18 protein-coding genes are annotated in these 19,284 nt (G+C 38.5%); 15 read left to right on the top strand and 3 right to left on the bottom strand.

Features of this window, described 5'->3' with window-relative positions:
* Nucleotides 1-76: 76 nt before the first annotated feature.
* The 10 genes from ACSR9O_RS17300 (at nucleotide 77) to ACSR9O_RS17255 (ending at nucleotide 12,639) form a co-directional block, all read left to right on the top strand.
* Nucleotides 77-892 (top strand): STAS domain-containing protein, encoded by an 816-nt coding sequence (locus ACSR9O_RS17300; RefSeq protein ID WP_491724807.1) that lies wholly within the window; start codon nucleotides 77-79, stop codon nucleotides 890-892.
* A 252-nt stretch (nucleotides 893-1,144) separates the two neighbouring features.
* A complete protein-coding gene (locus ACSR9O_RS17295) occupies nucleotides 1,145-2,416 on the top strand; it encodes an MFS transporter (protein WP_101223299.1) in 1,272 nt (423 codons plus the stop codon).
* 462 nt (nucleotides 2,417-2,878) lie between these two features.
* A complete protein-coding gene (locus tag ACSR9O_RS17290; protein WP_101223298.1) occupies nucleotides 2,879-3,682 on the top strand; it encodes an ABC transporter ATP-binding protein in 804 nt (267 codons plus the stop codon).
* Between the two features lie 55 nt (nucleotides 3,683-3,737).
* Complete coding sequence (locus ACSR9O_RS17285; protein WP_101223297.1) at nucleotides 3,738-4,727, top strand: ABC transporter substrate-binding protein; 990 nt, start codon at nucleotides 3,738-3,740, stop codon at nucleotides 4,725-4,727.
* A gap of 1 nt (nucleotide 4,728) precedes the next feature.
* On the top strand, nucleotides 4,729-6,708 hold the full coding sequence (fhuB, locus tag ACSR9O_RS17280) for a Fe(3+)-hydroxamate ABC transporter permease FhuB (RefSeq protein WP_491724806.1): 1,980 nt from the start codon (nucleotides 4,729-4,731) through the stop codon (nucleotides 6,706-6,708).
* A 486-nt stretch (nucleotides 6,709-7,194) separates the two neighbouring features.
* On the top strand, nucleotides 7,195-7,896 hold the full coding sequence (locus ACSR9O_RS17275) for a response regulator transcription factor (RefSeq protein ID WP_101223295.1): 702 nt from the start codon (nucleotides 7,195-7,197) through the stop codon (nucleotides 7,894-7,896).
* Entirely contained in the window at nucleotides 7,893-9,236 is a 1,344-nt protein-coding gene (locus tag ACSR9O_RS17270) for a sensor histidine kinase (RefSeq protein ID WP_491724805.1), read from the top strand. The genes ACSR9O_RS17275 and ACSR9O_RS17270 overlap by 4 nt, the downstream gene beginning before the upstream one ends.
* A gap of 28 nt (nucleotides 9,237-9,264) precedes the next feature.
* On the top strand, nucleotides 9,265-9,999 hold the full coding sequence (locus ACSR9O_RS17265) for a PepSY domain-containing protein (RefSeq protein ID WP_491724804.1): 735 nt from the start codon (nucleotides 9,265-9,267) through the stop codon (nucleotides 9,997-9,999).
* Between the two features lie 272 nt (nucleotides 10,000-10,271).
* Entirely contained in the window at nucleotides 10,272-10,865 is a 594-nt protein-coding gene (locus tag ACSR9O_RS17260; protein WP_101223292.1) for a beta-class carbonic anhydrase, read from the top strand.
* 16 nt (nucleotides 10,866-10,881) lie between these two features.
* Nucleotides 10,882-12,639: a SulP family inorganic anion transporter gene (locus tag ACSR9O_RS17255; protein WP_260358583.1), complete on the top strand. Its 1,758-nt coding sequence runs from the start codon at nucleotides 10,882-10,884 to the stop codon at nucleotides 12,637-12,639.
* Nucleotides 12,640-12,875: 236 nt separating this feature from the next.
* Here the strand turns inward: ACSR9O_RS17255 and ACSR9O_RS17250 are convergent, their stop codons facing one another.
* Nucleotides 12,876-13,535: a DUF1796 family putative cysteine peptidase gene (locus tag ACSR9O_RS17250; protein WP_491724803.1), complete on the bottom strand. Its 660-nt coding sequence runs from the start codon at nucleotides 13,533-13,535 to the stop codon at nucleotides 12,876-12,878.
* 190 nt (nucleotides 13,536-13,725) lie between these two features.
* Nucleotides 13,726-14,517: a class D beta-lactamase gene (gene blaOXA / locus ACSR9O_RS17245; protein WP_491724802.1), complete on the bottom strand. Its 792-nt coding sequence runs from the start codon at nucleotides 14,515-14,517 to the stop codon at nucleotides 13,726-13,728.
* Between the two features lie 198 nt (nucleotides 14,518-14,715).
* Between blaOXA and ACSR9O_RS17240 the strand changes: the two genes are divergently transcribed.
* The 3 genes from ACSR9O_RS17240 (at nucleotide 14,716) to ACSR9O_RS17230 (ending at nucleotide 16,413) form a co-directional block, all read left to right on the top strand.
* Nucleotides 14,716-15,360, top strand: a complete 645-nt coding sequence (locus ACSR9O_RS17240) for an alpha/beta hydrolase (RefSeq protein WP_491724801.1) — start codon at nucleotides 14,716-14,718, stop codon at nucleotides 15,358-15,360.
* Between the two features lie 94 nt (nucleotides 15,361-15,454).
* Complete coding sequence (locus tag ACSR9O_RS17235; RefSeq protein ID WP_101223286.1) at nucleotides 15,455-15,841, top strand: iron chaperone; 387 nt, start codon at nucleotides 15,455-15,457, stop codon at nucleotides 15,839-15,841.
* A gap of 80 nt (nucleotides 15,842-15,921) precedes the next feature.
* A complete protein-coding gene (locus tag ACSR9O_RS17230) occupies nucleotides 15,922-16,413 on the top strand; it encodes a PTS sugar transporter subunit IIA (protein WP_101223285.1) in 492 nt (163 codons plus the stop codon).
* A 112-nt stretch (nucleotides 16,414-16,525) separates the two neighbouring features.
* Here the strand turns inward: ACSR9O_RS17230 and ACSR9O_RS17225 are convergent, their stop codons facing one another.
* On the bottom strand, nucleotides 16,526-17,104 hold the full coding sequence (locus tag ACSR9O_RS17225; RefSeq protein WP_491724800.1) for a hypothetical protein: 579 nt from the start codon (nucleotides 17,102-17,104) through the stop codon (nucleotides 16,526-16,528).
* A gap of 578 nt (nucleotides 17,105-17,682) precedes the next feature.
* Here ACSR9O_RS17225 and ACSR9O_RS17220 point away from each other — a divergent pair.
* Both ACSR9O_RS17220 and ACSR9O_RS17215 read left to right on the top strand, forming a co-directional pair.
* Nucleotides 17,683-18,099 (top strand): VOC family protein, encoded by a 417-nt coding sequence (locus ACSR9O_RS17220; RefSeq protein WP_101223282.1) that lies wholly within the window; start codon nucleotides 17,683-17,685, stop codon nucleotides 18,097-18,099.
* 156 nt (nucleotides 18,100-18,255) lie between these two features.
* Nucleotides 18,256-19,272 carry a LacI family DNA-binding transcriptional regulator gene (locus ACSR9O_RS17215; protein ID WP_260358577.1) on the top strand — a complete coding sequence of 339 codons (1,017 nt, stop codon included), beginning with the start codon at nucleotides 18,256-18,258 and terminating at the stop codon, nucleotides 19,270-19,272.
* Nucleotides 19,273-19,284: the final 12 nt, after the last annotated feature.

Here is a 19,284-nt window from a genome sequence, read left to right as displayed (position 1 = left end):
TCAATTGACTATCAATGATGTAAATGATTATTATTACTACAAGAGTTTATTCGCTTAAAGAAGGTGTTGGACTAATATGACCTGGGTTTTGAATGTTTCAAACCACCTAACCGATAATGCAGAATCTCTAGCTGAAGAAATTGTTGAAGGTGTTCTGCATAGTATGGAATTAGATATTCCACTGTGGGAAAAAGAGCAAGCAATAAAAATGTATATGGAATTTATAAATTTTTTAGGTGAATCACTTTTGGTCATGGATGAGGGAGTGCCACAGACACTCATTGAATGGAGTAATAAGAACGCAGCTGGACAGGTATCTCCCGAAGGGGCAATTTCAGAGATAATTGTTCGTTATCCGCCAACGAGGGACATTTTTACCGACATTATTACGAAAATCAGCTTAGAGTTCCAGCTTTCATTAAAAGATCATTCCTTCATTATTAAGAGGATAAACAATATGTTGGACATAAGCCTTAATGAAACCATTTTTGCTTTCGAACGCCTTTCCGACGAATATAAGGAGAAAACGCAAAGAGAACTGGATGAGCTTTCAGCACCCATTGTAATGATTAAAGATGGTATTGCGGTACTCCCATTGATTGGTATTATAGATTCATATAGGGCGAATTACATTATGGAAAAAGTCGTACCAAAAATTTCTGAACTACGGTTAAACTATGTGATTGTTGACTTCTCAGGCATATTGAAAATAGATACAGATATTGCAAGTCATCTTCATCAAATAGGACGAATGCTTGATTTGCTAGGAATACAAACCCTTACAACAGGGCTACGCCCTGAATTAGCCAAAACCGTTGTAAAAAGCGGAATTAATATGTCGGAAATTACTTCTTTCGCAAACGTTAAGCAAGCATTAGAAAGCATTAAATAAAACTATTATACCAGCAATATATCTGCTGGATTTTTTTATACAATGGATCGGTTAAAACAATTATGTTGAGTTTCTTCTTAGTCTAACGGGGCAGGTCAGTTCAATAAGCGATTTCTTATTGTCGTGTTGTTACTGTTTAATGTCAGTGGAGGCTGTTGAACTTCTAAGATCCAAAGGTGTTAATGCATTTCGTTTAGAGGAAGGTGTACATGATTGGAAGAAATTATAGAATTATAAATGAGGTCTTAACAAATGTCCAGTAAAACTTTTCAAAAGAACCAGAGTTATGTAGATTCTCAAGAAAAACAAAAGATGTTATACAAACGTACATTAATTATTGTAAGTATTTCACAAATTTTTGGCGGTGCTGGGTTAGCGGCTGGAATTACGGTGGGGGCACTTCTTGCACAACAAATGCTTGGCACAGATGCATTTGCTGGACTTCCTTCTGGTTTATTTACTTTAGGGTCTGCAGGGGCTGCTTTAATCGTAGGTAGACTTTCTCAACGTTATGGTCGTCGTACAGGTCTAACAGCTGGTTTCATGATAGGGGGACTTGGAGCGCTAGGGGTCATAATCGCAGCTATAATAAATAGCGTTTTCCTTTTATTTGCTTCCCTGCTCATTTATGGTGCAGGAACAGCGACAAATTTACAAGCTCGTTACGCTGGTACGGACTTGGCAAACAATAAACAACGCGCTACTGCTATTAGTATTACTATGGTGTTTACAACATTTGGTGCAGTTGCAGGTCCGAATTTAGTGAATGTAATGGGGGATTTTGCTCTTTCCATTGGCGTTCCATCACTAGCTGGTCCTTTCATTTTATCAGCAGCAGCATTTATCTTAGCAGGTCTTGTACTTTTCATTATGCTTCGCCCAGACCCATTAGTTGTAGCAAGAACAATGGAAGCGTCCAACCAGGAAAGTAATCGAATTGAGTATTCGATTGATACTGAACGAATAGAAAACAAAAGAGGTATTATGGTTGGTGCGACAATTATGGTTCTTACTCAAATTGTAATGGTGGCTATTATGACAATGACACCAGTTCATATGAGACATCATGGACATAACTTGGGTGAAATAGGTCTCGTTATTGGTTTTCATGTAGCTGCAATGTATCTTCCTTCACTGGTTACAGGTGTCCTTGTTGATAAGTTTGGCCGTACTGCCATGGCTATTGCCTCTGGAGCTACGCTGCTTCTGGCAGGTTTAATATCAGCGATTGCACCAGGCGATTCTATGATTCTCCTAGTTATTGCCCTTTGTTTACTTGGATTAGGATGGAATTTTGGTTTAATAAGCGGGACTGCTCTTATTGTTGATTCAACTGACACTTCAAACCGGGCTAAAACTCAAGGTACAGTGGATGTTTTAATAGCCTTATCAGGAGCTTCTGGCGGTGCCTTATCAGGAATGATTGTGGCCGGTTCAAGTTATACAACATTATCATTTATTGGAGGTTCATTATCTTTATTATTGATTCCAGTGGTAATCTGGTCTCGGGGAAGTAAAAAATAAAAAACTGATTTCTCTACGAAATCAGTTTTTTTGTTGATCTAACAAGTGCTATACTTCATTGCCAGGAGCTGATCTGCAGCTCCTTTTCTTATGCAACAAACGTGGCATAATGCCCCCTCATATAGCAACATTTGTGGTACCTCAACCACCGCGTAATACTTGCCCCCTTATTTTCTTCAGTATCGACTTCAATCGTTCAATTTTGGAATTCACCTTCACTGTATATCCGTATTGCATATAAACCCGTTTTTCAATTCATATAAAAGGCTTGAAAGCGATTCTAGTTGCTATGCTGCCGTGCTTATTTTCATATATTAGGACAAGTCACCATGCAATGAAGGACTCTCCTTCATAACATATAACAACTTGAAAAAATGGGTAATGACAGGTTGTTAAAAGGACCATTCGAGTTCCTTTTTTATTTATTATATTAAGTTCGGAAGCCATACTAGGAGTGATAACATGCATCCATTGGAAGCAAGATCATTAACGTTAGCCTATGGAGAAACAATAATTATTGACCAACTAAATTTACAAATTCCAAATGGGGAAATCACGGTTTTTATAGGTAGTAATGGTTGTGGTAAATCAACCTTGCTTCGTTCTTTAGCACGTCTATTACGCCCTAAGGAAGGTTCTGTTATTCTCGATGGGAAAGATATTGAAAAATGGCCGACAAAAGAAATTGCCAAACATTTGGCTATTCTTCCACAGGGACCAATTGCTCCGGAAGGACTTTCTGTCACTCAATTGGTAAAGCAAGGGAGATACCCATATCATAATTGGCTGAAGCAATGGTCGGAAGAAGATGAAATTATAGTGAATAAAGCATTGGAAGCTACAGGAATGAAATCTTTAGCAGATCGTTCGGTTGACTCCCTATCCGGGGGACAACGACAAAGAGCCTGGATTGCCATGACACTTGCGCAAGAAACAGACATCATTCTTTTAGACGAGCCAACCACGTATTTAGACATGACCCATCAAATCGAAATACTTGATTTGCTGTTTGAATTAAACGAAAAAGAACAGCGTACTATCGTGATGGTTCTTCATGATATAAATCTAGCCTGTCGATATGCTCAACATATTGTAGCGATTCATAACCGAAACGTTTTTGCTCAAGGAAAACCAGAAGATATTGTAAATGCCGATATGGTTCGTTCGGTTTTTCAAATAGAATGTGAGATTACTGTCGATCCATTGTTTGGGACCCCTTTATGCATTCCATATGGCAAAGGGAGAAAAGTAAGTGATAGGAAGTAATATGCTATTCATTATTGGGTATCTACTATTCTTGAAAAAATCGGGGGAATGAATTATGAAGAAATTATTCAGGGTGCTGTTGTTAGTAACATTTGCAACTATCTTGGCAGCTTGTAACCAATCACAAATGGATGGGACAACTCCTGATGGGCAAACATCCAATGAAAATGAACCAGTAACGATTAAGCATGTATTAGGAAACACGGAACTACACGCAAAACCGAAAAAAATTGTTGTTTTAGAATGGACATACGTAGAAGACTTGTTAGCTCTTGATATACAGCCTGTCGGTGTTACAGATATAGAAGGGTATAACAAATGGGTACAAATCGATGAAGAGCTATCAACTGATGTAACAGATGTGGGCACCAGACAAGAACCGAATCTTGAGGCTATCGCTCAGTTGGAACCGGATCTAATAATTACAACAAAGTTTCGTCATGAGGGAATTAAAAAAGAGTTGGAATCAATTGCCCCTACTATATTCTTTGAACCTTATCCACAAGATGAATCCATTAGCCAATACGATGAAATGGTAACAACCTTCAAAACAATTGCAAAAGCAGTTCAAAAGGAAGATCAAGCTGATGTCATTTTAAATGAATTAAATGAAAAATATAAAGAAACAAAAGAGAAAATCCAAGCAGAAAAATTAAAAACAAATCAATTTGTGTTAACTCAGGCTTATAGCTCGAATCAAGTACCTGTTCTTCGGGTATTTACACCAAACTCAATGGCATCAGTTATTTTGGAGAAGGTAGGGTTACAAAACGCTTATCAAAATGAAAACTTTGAAGTATATGGTTTCTCTACAGTCAATGTGGAGGCACTTCCTGCCTTAGAAGAAGCCAACTTCATTTATGTCGTTCAAGATAATGATAATATATTTGAAAACCAATTAAAGGATAATGACGTTTGGAAAAACATAGCGTTCGTTAAAGAAGATCGTACTTATTCATTAGGGGAAGATACTTGGTTATTCGGGGGCCCGCTATCTGCAAAAGTACTCGTAGATCAAATTGAAAACGCATTGGTGGAAGAATAAAATGGCAAGTTCAATAAAAAAGAGTTCCCCTTGGCTTTTCATTGGGGGCCTCCTTCTATTGTTTGTTCTAAGTATCTTACATTTATATCAAGGCCAAGCAGATTATACGATACGAACATTGATGACAGAGGTTTGGTATGAAGGAAACGTTCAGAATATAGTACTAGGGCTAAGGCTTCCCAGGGTCATTATCGGTATACTTTCCGGGGGAGCATTAGCAGTTGCTGGTGTACTTTTACAAACATTAACGAAGAACCCTCTTGCTTCCCCCAGCACTTTAGGAATTAATTCGGGAGCCTACTTGCTCACTGTTATCGCTATGGTCTTTTTTCCACAATATATAGGGGATTATCCCTTTGTAATTTCCTTTCTCGGTGCAGGGTTATCTGCTGTTCTGTTGATAGCTTTAGTAGGAAGAGTTATGGAGCCAGTTCGTGTCGCTCTTACAGGAATGATTGTTGCCTTACTTTTTTCTTCTATTACAGGAGCTGTACAGCTCCTTTTTGAAAATGAAACAAATGGATTGTTTTTATGGGGATCTGGAACTCTTATACAACTAGATTGGTCTGGTGTGAAATTTTCAATATTTTTCATTTTGATTGGCTTGATTATAGCTTTAGTTCTAGGAAAGTCACTTGATCTCCTATCCCTTGGGGATGACTTGGCCACCTCGTTAGGACAATCGGTAAACCGTGTAAAGGCATTTGCCTGGTTCAAGGCTATTTTACTTTCTGCTGTGACCGTTAGTGTTGTCGGTCCCATCGGCTTTATCGGTTTAATGGCACCACATTTAGTTCGGTTAATGGGGATACAAGGGCACAAGTTGTTAATACTTCATTCTTTCTTATGGGGAGCCAACCTTCTTGTAGCTGCAGATGTATTAGCAATGTGGATTCAACCCGGACAAGAAATTCCGGTTGGGGCCATGACGGCTTTAATTGGTGCCCCTTGGTTAATGTATTTAGCCTATAAAACTGGCAAAAGACAAACAAGGGGAGAAAGCCGTCTCGGCAGTTCACTTCTCCCGATATCATATCGCTGGATCTTGTTTGGATTATTTGGATTGACCATTATGATTATATTAGTTTCAGTTTCATATGGAGCAGGAAGTTTTTTTACATTTCAAGACTGGCTTGATAAGTCATTTAACTCACCGTTTGTTATGCAATTCCGTATTCCGCGGATATTGACTGCTTTTCTAGTTGGGATGCTATTAGCGACAAGTGGATTATTCATACAAGCTGTATTAAGAAATCCTCTAGCTGATCCTTCAGTTTTAGGGATCACTTCTGGTGGTGGAGCTGGGGCATTAATTTTCCTAGTGTTATTTCCTGCTGTTTCTATACAATTTCTTCCTATTGCGGCTATGATTGGTTCAAGTATTTCAATCACTATCATTTTAATTCTGTCATGGAAAACTCAATGGCAGCCGATCCTACTTGCGTTAATGGGGGTAGCGGTTTCTGCATTTGGTTCAGCCATTATACAAATATTAATTGTTAAAGCGAATATTGGCGTAGCCCCTGCCCTAGCATGGCTAGCGGGAAGCACCTATGCCAAGGGCTGGGAAGAATTGAAACTTGCTGGCATTGTCGCTCTCATTACGATTCCTTTGAGCATTTTATTCATTAAAAAATTTGATGTGATTTCCTTTGGAGATGAAGTTGCTGAGGGACTGGGAGTAAATATTATTATGACGAGGCTTTTAGCTATTATGTTAGGAGTTTGTATGGGGGCAGTCAGTGTATCTATTGTAGGAACAGTCGGGTTTATAGGTTTACTAGCACCTCATGCAGCTAGGAGAATGGTTGGATTTGAACATGGAAAGGTTATTCCAGTCAGTCTTTTTCTTGGAGGAATCCTTTTAACTTCGGCTGATCTTATAGGAAGAATTGTTTTAGCCCCTAAAGAAATTCCTTCTGGACTTGTCGTTGCACTAATAGGCACTCCATATCTCTTATATTTACTGAGAAAAATATAGAATACGCCTCCTTTTTCTCTTGAATTTTTCTTTAATAACTTCGGTATACCTTATATAAATTTAGGTGAAGACGTGTAAATTAAGGGGTGGAAAATACTTAAAGTAAATAGGGCTTTTAACATGAGAGTTGCTCTGGCAGCTCTTTTTTTTATGGAGAAAACTGGGTCAATAGCGTCTTTATTTTTGGAATTTTACATGCAATAATTTGTACATTCGTAAAAATAACAAAAAAGTACACGAGGGGAAGTTTAATAGCCAAAGAGATTATTTTTCCGAAACTGCCTTTATCTTGTCTGATTCAAAAAATGATGGCGGCTATGTTGTTCGGATTTTTACACCTGATGAAAGTTTCCTTTAAAGAAGGTTGCTGAGGCAGCCTTTTTCTTATTGAACGAACAGGTATACTTACCGATAATCCAATCCATTTAATTTGAAAATGAATTGATACAAAATGGGGACAGTCCCACCCAAAAGGAGGTCTTCCAAATGAGTAAAGAATCAATACTAATCGTAGAGGACGAAGAAAAAATCTTAAGATTGCTTGAATTGGAGCTTGAAATCGAAGGCTACCAAGTCGGAAAGGCAATGGACGGAAAGGAAGCCCTTGAAGCGTATCGATCACGAAAGTGGGATTTGATCTTATTGGATGTGATGCTTCCAGGCATAAGCGGGATTGAGCTGCTTCGGAAAATTCGTACGAAAAACAATTTCACCCCTGTCATCCTGTTAACTGCAAAGGGCTCGGTTGAAGATAAAGTTTCCGGTCTTGATCGCGGTGCGAATGACTACATCACTAAACCTTTCCAAATTGAGGAATTGCTTGCCCGAATTCGTGCGGTTTTAAGAATGCGGACTGCTGCACCTTCAATGGAAGATGAATACGATGGATGGCTGAATACTGCTGATTTAAAGGTGAATGTCAAAACACGTGAAGTCATTAGAGGTGAAAGCGAAATTGACCTAACGCCAAAGGAGTATGATTTACTTCTTTATTTACTGAAGAATAAGCGTCAAGTGCTAAACAGGGATCAAATTCTCGAAGCGGTTTGGGGGTATGATTTCTATGGAGAAACAAACGTGGTGGATGTGTATATCCGATATGTTCGCAAAAAGCTCGAATATGGCTTTGATACGCCGCTTATCCATACTGTAAGAGGCGTTGGCTACGTCCTGAAGGATGCAAAATGAGACTTCGCAAAAAAATAAATTTATATACAGCGGTGCTATTCATTTTCCTGCTCCTATTGATGAATGTTTCCATTTATTTTGTTTTCAGTAATCTGATGATGGTGAACGAACTTAATCGTGCGAAAGCGGAGACAGAGAAAATTGCCTTTGATGTTAGTGAAAATGTCAATAATATATCTCCAAGTGATTTACTTCGATCCTATCTGCCTATAGATGGCATGATTGGTATTGTAAAAGAGGGTCAACGAAAAGGCACAGCTGTTACATCCAATTCTGAAAAACAATTAAGCAATCGCAATAGCAGCTTTTATCCCGGTGAGAGGAGTGCGATCATCACTTATCATCAGAACAAGTATGTATTCGTTTCAAACCCGATCATTTTGGGGGATGGAAGTGTAGTTAATCTTCAAATCACCAAAAGCATTTCAGCAACCGAGGAAATGCTCGCTGTTCTGCGCATCGTATTAATCGCTGTAACCATCATTGCCATGATACCTGTTCTGATATCAAGCACTATTCTTAGTAACTTCATCGCCCGTCCGATTCGATCGATGATTGATACGATGAAGGAGATTCAAACAAGCGGCCAATTTAAGCGACTTAGCCTGGAAGAAAAGGCAAAAGATGAACTTGTGGAAATGGGGAAAACCTTTAATCACATGATTGATTTGCTGCAGGCTAACTTCGAAAAACAGGAGCAATTCGTATCAAATGCCTCACATGAATTAAAAACACCGCTAACTGTCATTGAAAGCTATGCAAGCCTTTTGAAAAGAAAGGGCTTGGAGCGCCCTGAGTTGTTTGATGAATCAATAGAGGCCATTCATTCTGAAGCCATTAGAATGAGAGAGATGACGGAGCAAATGCTCCTGCTAGCAAAGCATCAGGAAAAATGGAATATAGAGAAGGAAAACGTCAATCTGACCGATATCATGGCAGACTTAGCGAAAGTATATAAAAATGCGTACAATCGAACAGTGGAGATTTATAGTGGCGATGCAATTGAAGCACTTACGGACGTGCAAAAGTTAAAACAGCTATTGTTTATTTTTTTAGACAATGCAAGAAAGTATAGTGACGAGCAAATCTCAGTCTATATAGGACAAACTAGTAGAGAAGCATATATCCGCATCGAAGACAGAGGGGGTGGGATTCCCCAGGCTGAATTGCCAAAAGTGTTCGATCGCTTTTATCGTGTAGATGAAGCAAGAAGCCGAAAGCAAGGCGGATCAGGTTTAGGGCTTTCCGTGGCAAAGGAAATTGCTGATGCAATTGATGTGCGGATTGAAATGGATAGTCTTGAAGGCAGGGGAACGAACGTTACTCTTTTATTTAATTAAGCCAGAATGACGTTGGATGGGTGATATGATGAAGAATGGAAAAGTGCTGATAACAGCTGGATCAACTCTCGTTTTTGGTCTGCTATTATTCTTCGGATTTCAATGGTGGGCTCCATCGTTATCCGCGGAAAGCTTGACGGAAGAAGAAGTGAACCAGACAGCAAAGGATAAATATCCTGGAACCATTATAAAGACAACGAAAACTGAAGGTGAAGATTATCAGATTGAAATGCAGCTTGAAACCGGGGTATATCTTATTAGTATGGATGCGAAAAGCGGTGAAGTTCGTTCTATAAAAAAAGAAACCATAGGTCATGCAGCAGAAGAAACGGCAGAAAAAACACCCCAAAAGCAACTAACCCAAAATGAAATAAAGGCGCGTATTTCCTCACAAGGCGATCTGGAACAAATTGATTTTGTGCAGGAGAAAGACAACTCCCATTATAAAGCAGTGGTAAATAAGAACAATGAAAAAATCACATTAATTCTCGACCCATATACAGGAGCTATAATTGACTCGACAATGGTAGCAGATAGTATCATTACAGAAAACGAAGCAATCGCAATTGCCGAAAAACATGTAAAAGGAACAGGTGACGATACAGAATTTTATCAACCTTCAGATCAGACACCTTATTATTTGGTCGAAGTTGAATTAGAGGACGATCGAGACGCAGTCGTCCAAGTGGACGGCTACACAAAAGAAGTAAAAACAATCACATGGGAAGATGATGAAGTGGATGATAGAGATGGCCACGAATAATAATTGTATAAAACATAAAAAAGGGTGATGCATAGTTAACTATGCATCACCCTTTTTTTAGTAAGAAAAATGCAAAAAAAAAGAGAAGGAACTGTAATAATTCTCACCATTTTCTAATCCTTCTATCATTTAACTCTAATTTAATATCTCTAACATGGAATAAAGCACCAAGTGATAAAACAGAGCCAAATAAGACCGTTTATGAAAGGCATCTGGATTATTGTACATAGAACATATCCATCATATTTCAACACGAGAAAGGAGAATAAATAATGTCAGTCATTTCTAGCATTCTGGATTACAACAAGACGTTTGTCGAACAAAACAAATATAAAGAGTTTCAAACGACAAAGTATCCAGATAAAAAGATTGTCATCATAACATGCATGGACACCCGTCTGTTGGAATTGCTTCCAAAGGCGATGGGGTTAAGAAATGGAGATGCGAAAATCATTAAAAACGCTGGAGCTATTGTTTCTCATCCCTTTGGCAGCATTATGCGCAGTATCCTTGTCGCTGTTTATGAGCTAAAAGTGGAGGAAGTGTGTGTGATCGGACATCACGGATGCGGTATGGTGGGGCTTCAATCCACTTCACTTCTTGATGCTGCAAAGGAGAAGAAAGTCACTCAGGAGCAAATTGATATCCTAACAAACTCTGGTATTGATTTATCAAAGTGGCTGACAGGTTTTCAATGCGTTGAGGAGAGTGTAACGAATAGTGTCCGTTTGATCAAAAATCATCCATTATTACCGGATTCAATCGCCGTTCACGGTATGGTCATCCATCCCGAAACGGGTAAATTGGATCGAATCATAGATGGATATAGAAACGTTGTCAGCAAGGAAGAAATACAAATTCAATAAAAGAAGGAGCGATAAAATGATGAGTTCTAGCAGGCTTGAAGGGTATAACTTAGGCCATTTTCAGAAAGACCTGGTTGCAGGGGTCGTAGTTGGGATAGTAGCAATTCCTTTAGCGATGGCTTTTGCCATTGCTTCCGGAGTAAGACCGGAATATGGACTGTACACATCAATTATTGCAGGAATCATGGTCTCCCTTTTTGGTGGATCGAAATATCAAATTGCAGGCCCGACTGGGGCCTTTGTCCCGGTCTTGTTAGGTGTGGTCATGCAGTACGGATATGAAAAACTGTTAATCGCCGGCTTCCTGGCAGGTATCATGATATTTCTTATGGGTGTCCTCAAACTGGGAAGATTCATCAAGTTTATTCCCCGTCCAGTTACGATCGGCTTTACTGCTGGAATTGCTGTGATTATCTTCTCTGGCCAGATTGCCAATTTCTTTGGACTCAGTAACTTAAAAAAAGAAGAAGCCTTTCTTTTAAATATGAAGGAAATCTTATTGAACTTCAATACAGTGAATATCTATAGTGTACTGGTAGCTATCATAAGTTTAACTCTCGTCATATTAACTCCAAAATATTTACCGAAAATCCCTGGAGCATTGCTGGGATTGATTGTATCAACTCTAGTCGCCAGCTTATTCTTTCCAGGTCAGGTAGCGACAATTGGATCGGCCTATGGCGCCATTCCTAATGCATTGCCCCAGTTTCAGTTTCCCCAGATCACTGGCGGTTTGGTGATTGAACTCCTTCCGGCTGCTTTGGTCATTGCCATGCTAGGAGGAATTGAATCACTATTATCCGCTGTGGTTGCAGACGGCATGACCAACAGTAAACATAACAGCAATAAAGAGCTGATGGGACAAGGATTGACCAATATGATTACGCCTTTATTTGGAGGCATTCCGGCTACAGGTGCCATCGCCCGTACCGCAACGAATATTAAAAACGGTGCTGTCTCCCCCATATCAGGCGTGATTCATGGGCTGGTGGTATTGCTCGTGTTAGTCAGTTTGGCTCCTTATGCTTCGGCCATTCCTTTGGCCAGCATGGCCCCCATTCTTATGTTTGTCGCCTGGAACATGAGCGAACGCAAAGAATTTTCGCATATCTTAAAAGCAAAAACCATGGACTCGGTCGTATTGATCGTTACCTTCGTGTTAACCGTATTGATTGACCTGACAACAGGTGTAGGGATCGGATTACTATTAGCCATCCTGTCGTTCGTTAAACTGATGAGCGGTACATTGAAATTATCAAAGGTATTACCAGATCCAGCTGATAAATTAGTTAAACCAGAAATGGTGCAACAAGGTTCAAGCTGCCCGCAGATTAACATTTATACGATAGAAGGACCTTTATTCTTTGGTTCAATCGAAAGGCTGCAAGAAGAAATCGAAGATATGATGCGTTCTAAACCAAAAGTCCTTCTATTAAGAATGAGCAATGTGTCATTCATTGATACTTCGGGAGAAGCACTTCTCACAGACATTGTGAAGCGATTCAAGTCCCACAAACTACAAGTGTTGATTTCCGGTATTCAACAGGAACCTAAAGAAATGCTCGAAAAAACCGGTTTTACTAAACTGGTTGGTGAAGAGCAGTTCTTTTCCAGTACGGGTGATGCCATTAATATGGCTTTATCCAAACTGGATGAGAATCGTTGTAAAGGGTGTAAACAGTTTTCATTTGCTGAATGTACCGCACTCTCACAGCAAGTTCAAAAGCCAGCGTTATTAAAACAGAAAAGAAAACGGGAGATAGGATTAACTTGACTCCTAAAGAAGAGAAAGGCATCCGCTTTTGGCAGATGCCTTTCTCTTAAACTTTTTTAATTAATTCACCATCACCAAGAGCGATTAATGTGATTTATGATTGCCTAAACGATATTTGCTTTAAAAAACTAAATAAGGATGCGAAAAGGCGTTGATGACCCGATGAAAAATTTAAGACAATAACTAAAATCGTCCAATTTGAAATAGTTAACACATTAGCGTTATTAGCTCAGTGGTTAATCCAGACTATTCAATTGTATGCCACTATAAACATGATCCCAAATGGCCTCATCCCAAATTCGGTTAGGAACTTCTAAAACACAAACATTTTCCAGGTTCCATTCTAATTCAGAAATACTTGTAGCATCATCCGAGGGGACTAATATTAATACATTAAATTCTTTTTCTTTTAACATGTCCTGCATTTCTTGGTGAAACAAATAGGCTTGGTCATATTTTGTTGACCATCTTACAAATAGGATTGAATCACTATTGTTAATCGTTTCATTGAATCTTGCAATTCTTTTATTTAAATTTTCTTTGAAATAAGGATATGTTTCAAACCATTCTTTATCAGGCAGGATGGGGAAATCGTGAACTGAAGTAACTTTATAATGGTTATCTCTGACCAAATAGGTATTTACAGCATTTATATCCACGTCATCATCAAAATAAGTACCGGAACCATCTACTAAAGTCAAATTCTTCAATTCCATATATTCCTTGAACTGATTTTTATACAGCCTGGCCACTTCTGCAAATGACTCAGTATAGACCCAGTCAAGAGGCAAAGAGAATCTTCTTAAACCAAGTCTTCTTAGGTTCAAAGTGGGAGTGCAAGCACTGCCACAAGGAATGATTACATCATAAGATTTCTTGATTTCGGTTAATTTCACTATTAATCCCCCTTTCTATATTATCAATACTATATTAGATGAAAATTTTCTTTTTTTTGATTGGACAAACCAAAAAAAGGCTTCAGAGCATTCAATCCAACTTGATTATTTGTAGGTATTAAAATGGTTTTAAATATCTTTTTAGACAAAGCAAAACGCATGCCCAAGAATTAAGAGCATGCGTGAACTTTTATTCTTCTATGATATCCAACTCTTTCAGGGCATCCAGTGTAATCGTTTTGGCTTTGCTGCCGCTGCCGTCGATGTTCGTTGCGAAGGCCCATTTTCCTTTGTCCGTTTCGATGTAACCCACATACCAGCCCAATCCCATATCAGAAAGGCGTGTCCCGGTTTTTCCATGGAGGACATATGAGTCTGCTTCTTCATTGATCATGATTCTCTTAACGATTCTCATATGCTGCTTATCGATAGGCAGTTTTTCTTCTACAAGGTTTTCGATGAATTGGACTTGTTCCCGGGCAGAAATCCTAATGCTGCTGTCGAGCCAAAACTGGTCGATCCCCCCGGAGATATCATGATTGCCATAATCTATCAGGTTCACATATTGCTGCATATCCTCCGCCCCGATATCGCGGGCCATTGCTTGATAATACCAGATCACTGAATGCCTCATGGCTGAAGCCAGCGTATGATCTCTGTTCCAATCCTCAAATTCCCTGATTACACCATCCCACCGCTTCACTTCATATTCATCGCTTACCGCCTTTGTCTGTAAGCCGATTAATGCATTCGCCACTTTAAATGTCGATTCTGGAGTGTAGCGTACCTTACTTCTCTGTTTATCATAGATGAACACTTTATCATTTTTTAAGTTTTGGAGAACCATTGTACCTTCCGCACCATCGAAAGACTCCCCGATATCCAGTTTTTTCACCTTTTGATCGTTTGCACTTGCATGAATCGTACTCATGGAACCAGTGACTAGCAGGACAAGAATGAAACATAACGCTTTGATTTTCATTACACACTCTCCTTCAAGGCTGGATTGATCGATCATCAGAGTAATTTCCATAAAATAGGTTGATAGCTAAAGTATACCTATTCCTGATAAAAAACGAAACCTAATTCTTGGAATCTAGCTAGATAGTATCGATCGAGGAGGAATTCAGCAGGTAGCTAATGAATATAAAAGCAAACGATAGAAGGGGAGGAATCTATCATGGAGGTTAACCAAAGAAAAATAAATAGTATTGAAAAAGAAATTACATACACACATATTGAAAACGGAAATCCAGCAGTTTGTTTTATGTTTTCAGGTGCGGGGTACACGTATGAGAAGCCGTTATTCTATTATTCGACGATGATCATGCTTCAAAATCAGTATGATGTCGTACATATTCATTACGCTTACGACCAGGATATTTTCAAGCATCCATTGGTAGATATCACCAAAGTGATCGTTAATGATATCAATCCCGTCATTACGGAGGTACTTCAAAATCATGAATATAAAGGAACAGTATTTCTAGGCAAATCACTTGGCACCATACCCATCATCAATGGAATCATGAAAAGTGAGCGGTTTATGAATGCCAAAGTGATATTGCTCACGCCGCTATTGAAGTTCGGTTCGGTTTTTGAAGGATTATTGAGCAGTAATCATTCAGCACATATAGTTATAGGAGAAAAAGATCATCATTATATTCCAGCTAAAATTCAAGCGATTGAAAATAAAACGAATATAAGCATGGATAAAATCCCACATGCAAATCATTCATTGGATATTGAACCTTTCGATACCTCAAGGACGATTATCATGCTAGAAGGTGTAATGAATAGAATGGAAGAGTTTTTAAAAATATAGGTTAGCGAAATGCAAAAGGGACTCAATCCATGGATTGGTGGGGGAGAATGTTATAATAAGAGTATTGTAGTTTGGATTTAAGAAGGGAGAAAAGATGGAGGGTACCAATACATTTCATTCAATTGATGAATACATTATACAATTTCCCGAAGAAGTTCAGGAAATATTAAAAACGTTAAGAAAAGTCATAAAGGATGCAGCACCGGATGCAGAAGAAAAGATAAGCTATCAAATGCCTACCTTTGTTTTATATGGAAATCTGGTGCATTTCGCTGCCTATAAAAAACATATAGGATTCTATCCAACTCCAAGCGCGATCTCTGCTTTTGAATCTGCTTTATCTGAATATAAATGTTCAAAAGGGGCCGTTCAGTTTCCGCTAAACAAGCCAATTCCTTATGAATTAATAACCGAGATGGTTAAATTTAGAGTGGAACAGAATAAAAAGAAAGCAGAAGGTAAATTGAAAAAGAAAAAATAACAAAAACTATTATCGGAATTCACCAAATATTTAACTATTGATTGTGAGATTCAAGAACGAAAGGGAAAGGTGGAAATATTATGTTCAAAAAATTATTCGGTAAAAAAGAGAGTGTGGAACAACTGCTTGCTCCTATTAATGGACAAGTAATAAATATTGAAGATGTTCCAGATCCGGTGTTTTCCGGTAAAATGATGGGGGACGGAATAGCAATTCTTCCTGAGGAGGGGTTGGTCGTATCTCCAATCGATGCAGAAGTAATCCAGGTTTTTCATACTAAACATGCGCTAGGCCTACGCACAAAGCATGGCATAGAATTGTTGATTCATATTGGATTGGAAACAGTTAACCTTAATGGTGAGGGATTTGAAGTCCACGTTGCAGAAGGGCAAAATGTAAAAGCAGGAGACAAGCTAGTTACATTTGATATCGATTTTCTAAAATCAAAAGCTCCAAGCATCGTAACTCCGATCGTTATCACGAATGGCGAGCTAGTTGAAAAACTGGAAAAAACAAATAGTACCCAGGCAAAAATTAAAGAAACACAGATTATGAGTGTTTATTTGAAATAACAAGAAAAGGCCATTAGACTTCAGGTGCCTTCTAGTACATGAAAAGCAGTCCTTGCTGGCGAGTGCCGGCAAGGACTGTTTTAATATAGCTGCAAGACTTCAGCACAGTGTACTAATCCAATTGCACATGTCCTAAATCACTATTAAATGATTTAAGATCGTTAATTAACTGGTTAATATTTTGGCTTGGACCGCTATCATATAGAGCATTTCTAAATCTTAAGTACTTGGTTCCCTTTTCTATTAAATTATTCAATAGCACATTTTCAGGGAATCTTAGTGTGGATTTCTTAGGAATATCATTCCATTCTTTGTTAACTAAACCATGGTACCATGTGAATAATATAGCAGGATTCTTTTCTTTTAGCCTGTGCATTTGCCAACCCATAGAGCGTTCAGAAAAGCCGAAGTTGCCAATATCGGTATTTAAACAATCATACATTGCCTGTAAAATTGAAAACCAAATACCATCAACCTCATCCCAATCATAAAAGCTCGAGAGAAATTGATTTTGATAAGATATAATGACTGTGCCGTATAAGGAAGTTCCTTTTGAAGTAAATAACTGTTGATTTCCCAGTTGGTTAGCGCTTGAGTGATGGATTGGGATAAAATCTTCATTAGCAAATAAATGTTTATTAACAATGGCATCATAACTATTTTTTGATATATATGTTTGAATGGTAACCATTTATGAACCACCTATCCCATAGGGTAATGTTGTTTCCCATCTATTTTTTGAACTTGTGTTGCATTTGCAAAACGAGGATTGCGCTACTTGCATAATAGGGCATGGCTATTGGAGGACGAAATGATTGGGATCAATCCTGGTAAAACAACTGAAATCAGAAAATTTTCCGGATACTTCATGTTTTAATACTAATTTTCATATGCATGCCTCCTTAAAAGTAATTAATTTTAGTAAAGCATGGAATTATATAATTTTTATTTCAAAAAAGAGAAGAAGTGTTTTAGTTATGAAACCATCCGGTATACGAATTTCAATTTTTATGCACGATCCAATGTTGAAGTAGCAAGGGGAGAGGGATATACTTCTTGAAAGTTTCTTAAGGTAAACTCCCAGGTTGTTTTAAAATTGAATCAGCCTGTTTAATATTTGAAATACTTTAAGTAGGTGAATTATGAATGTTCCCCGTGACTAAGGTTGTATCCGTTCAATGTGAATGCAATCACTGCTGCAAGCAGGATAATCGAAAAATGCAGCGAATAGTAGGTGAGTGAACAAATAAATCAAGTGAGGGTGATTGGATGGGAGTTCAAGCAGAAAAGATCTTTGTAAACTTGCCTGTTAAAGATTTGGATGCCTCAGTAGAATTTTTCACAAAGGTCGGCTTTGAGTTTAACGAGCAAATGACCAATGAAAATGCGACATGCATGGTTATCAGCGAGTCCATATATGTCATGTTATTGGTGGAAGACTACTTTAAAACGTTTACCAAGAAGGAGATCCCGGATTCTGCAGCGAGTACCGAAGCCATCGTCGCCCTTTCCGTTAAAAGTAAGGAAGAAGTCGATGAAATCGTGAATAGGGCACTGGATGTTGGCGGAAAGCCTTTTAACGAAGCCATTGATCATGGTTTCATGTATGGTTGGAGTTTTCTGGATATCGACGGACATTCTTGGGAAGTATTTTACATGGACGAAAGCGGATTTAACCAAAATTAAACCTAAAGCAAGGCACAATCCTTCACGAAGGACTGTGCCTTTTTTGAAGTTCAGTGCCGTATCCGGGTCAACATGATCTTCCAAGTGCTAAAGTATAAAATAACCATTTATACTTATGATACAATATAAGGGATAATGTAAAGGCGGGTACAAAAAGTGACGACAATTTACGATATTGCGAAAAAAGCGAATGTATCAACGATGACTGTATCGAGAGTTATTAATAATAAAGGAAATATCAGTGAAAAGACAAGGGAAAAAGTTGAAGCGGTCATTAAAGAGTTGAACTATATACCGAATTCCGCAGCCCAAAGTTTGAATATTAAAAGAACGAAGCTCCTTTCATTAATCATAACCGATATCACCAACCCTTTTTTCACCCAAGTAGCGAGAGGGGCCGCAGATAAGGCCAATCAAATGGGATATCAGCTCATTTTATGCAATACCGATGAGGATTACGAAAAAGAGAGTGAATATATCGATGCATTGATTTCAAAACGGGTGGATGGCGTCATTATTGCACCAACAGGCGATCAATCGACAAAAAATTTGAAGAAATTAATTAAAAACAGGATTCCATTTACATTGATAGATAGGCAAATTCAAGATGTTTCATGTGATAGGGTGCTTGGTGATAACTATGAAGGAACGAAAAAGCTTCTTCAGCATCTCATCGATTTTGGACACGAACGAATCGCGATGGTTCATGGTCCGCTAACGATTTCCACTTCGAAAGAGCGTTATCAGGCGTATATTGAAACGCTGAAAATAAATGATTTGAACATCGATCAGTCTTTCGTAATAGAGACTCATTACAAACAGGAAAAGCAATGGAACGGTATTGACGGATTGATGAATGTTCCGCCCTCTGAGCGTCCAACAGCAATTTTTGCCGCCAATAATTTCATTGCCATCAAAATTATAAAAAGTTTACGAGAAAAACAGATTAAAGTACCTGAAGACATTTCTGTCGTTTGCTTTGACGACTTAGAATTATTCTCGGATTTCGATCCCTTTTTAACCGTATCTTCACAGCCCGCTTACGACTTCGGATATTTAGGAACACAATTAGTGATCGAGCGAGTGGATGAAGTCGGTCCTGCCGACTATCGGACGATCAATTTAAAGCCAGAATTGGTAATCAGGAAATCATCTGGAGCTCCTATAAAATAATAGGAGTTTTTT

The sequence above is a fragment of the Peribacillus sp. B65 genome, assembly GCF_058513295.1.
This window is presented reverse-complemented; position numbering and strand designations above follow the sequence as displayed.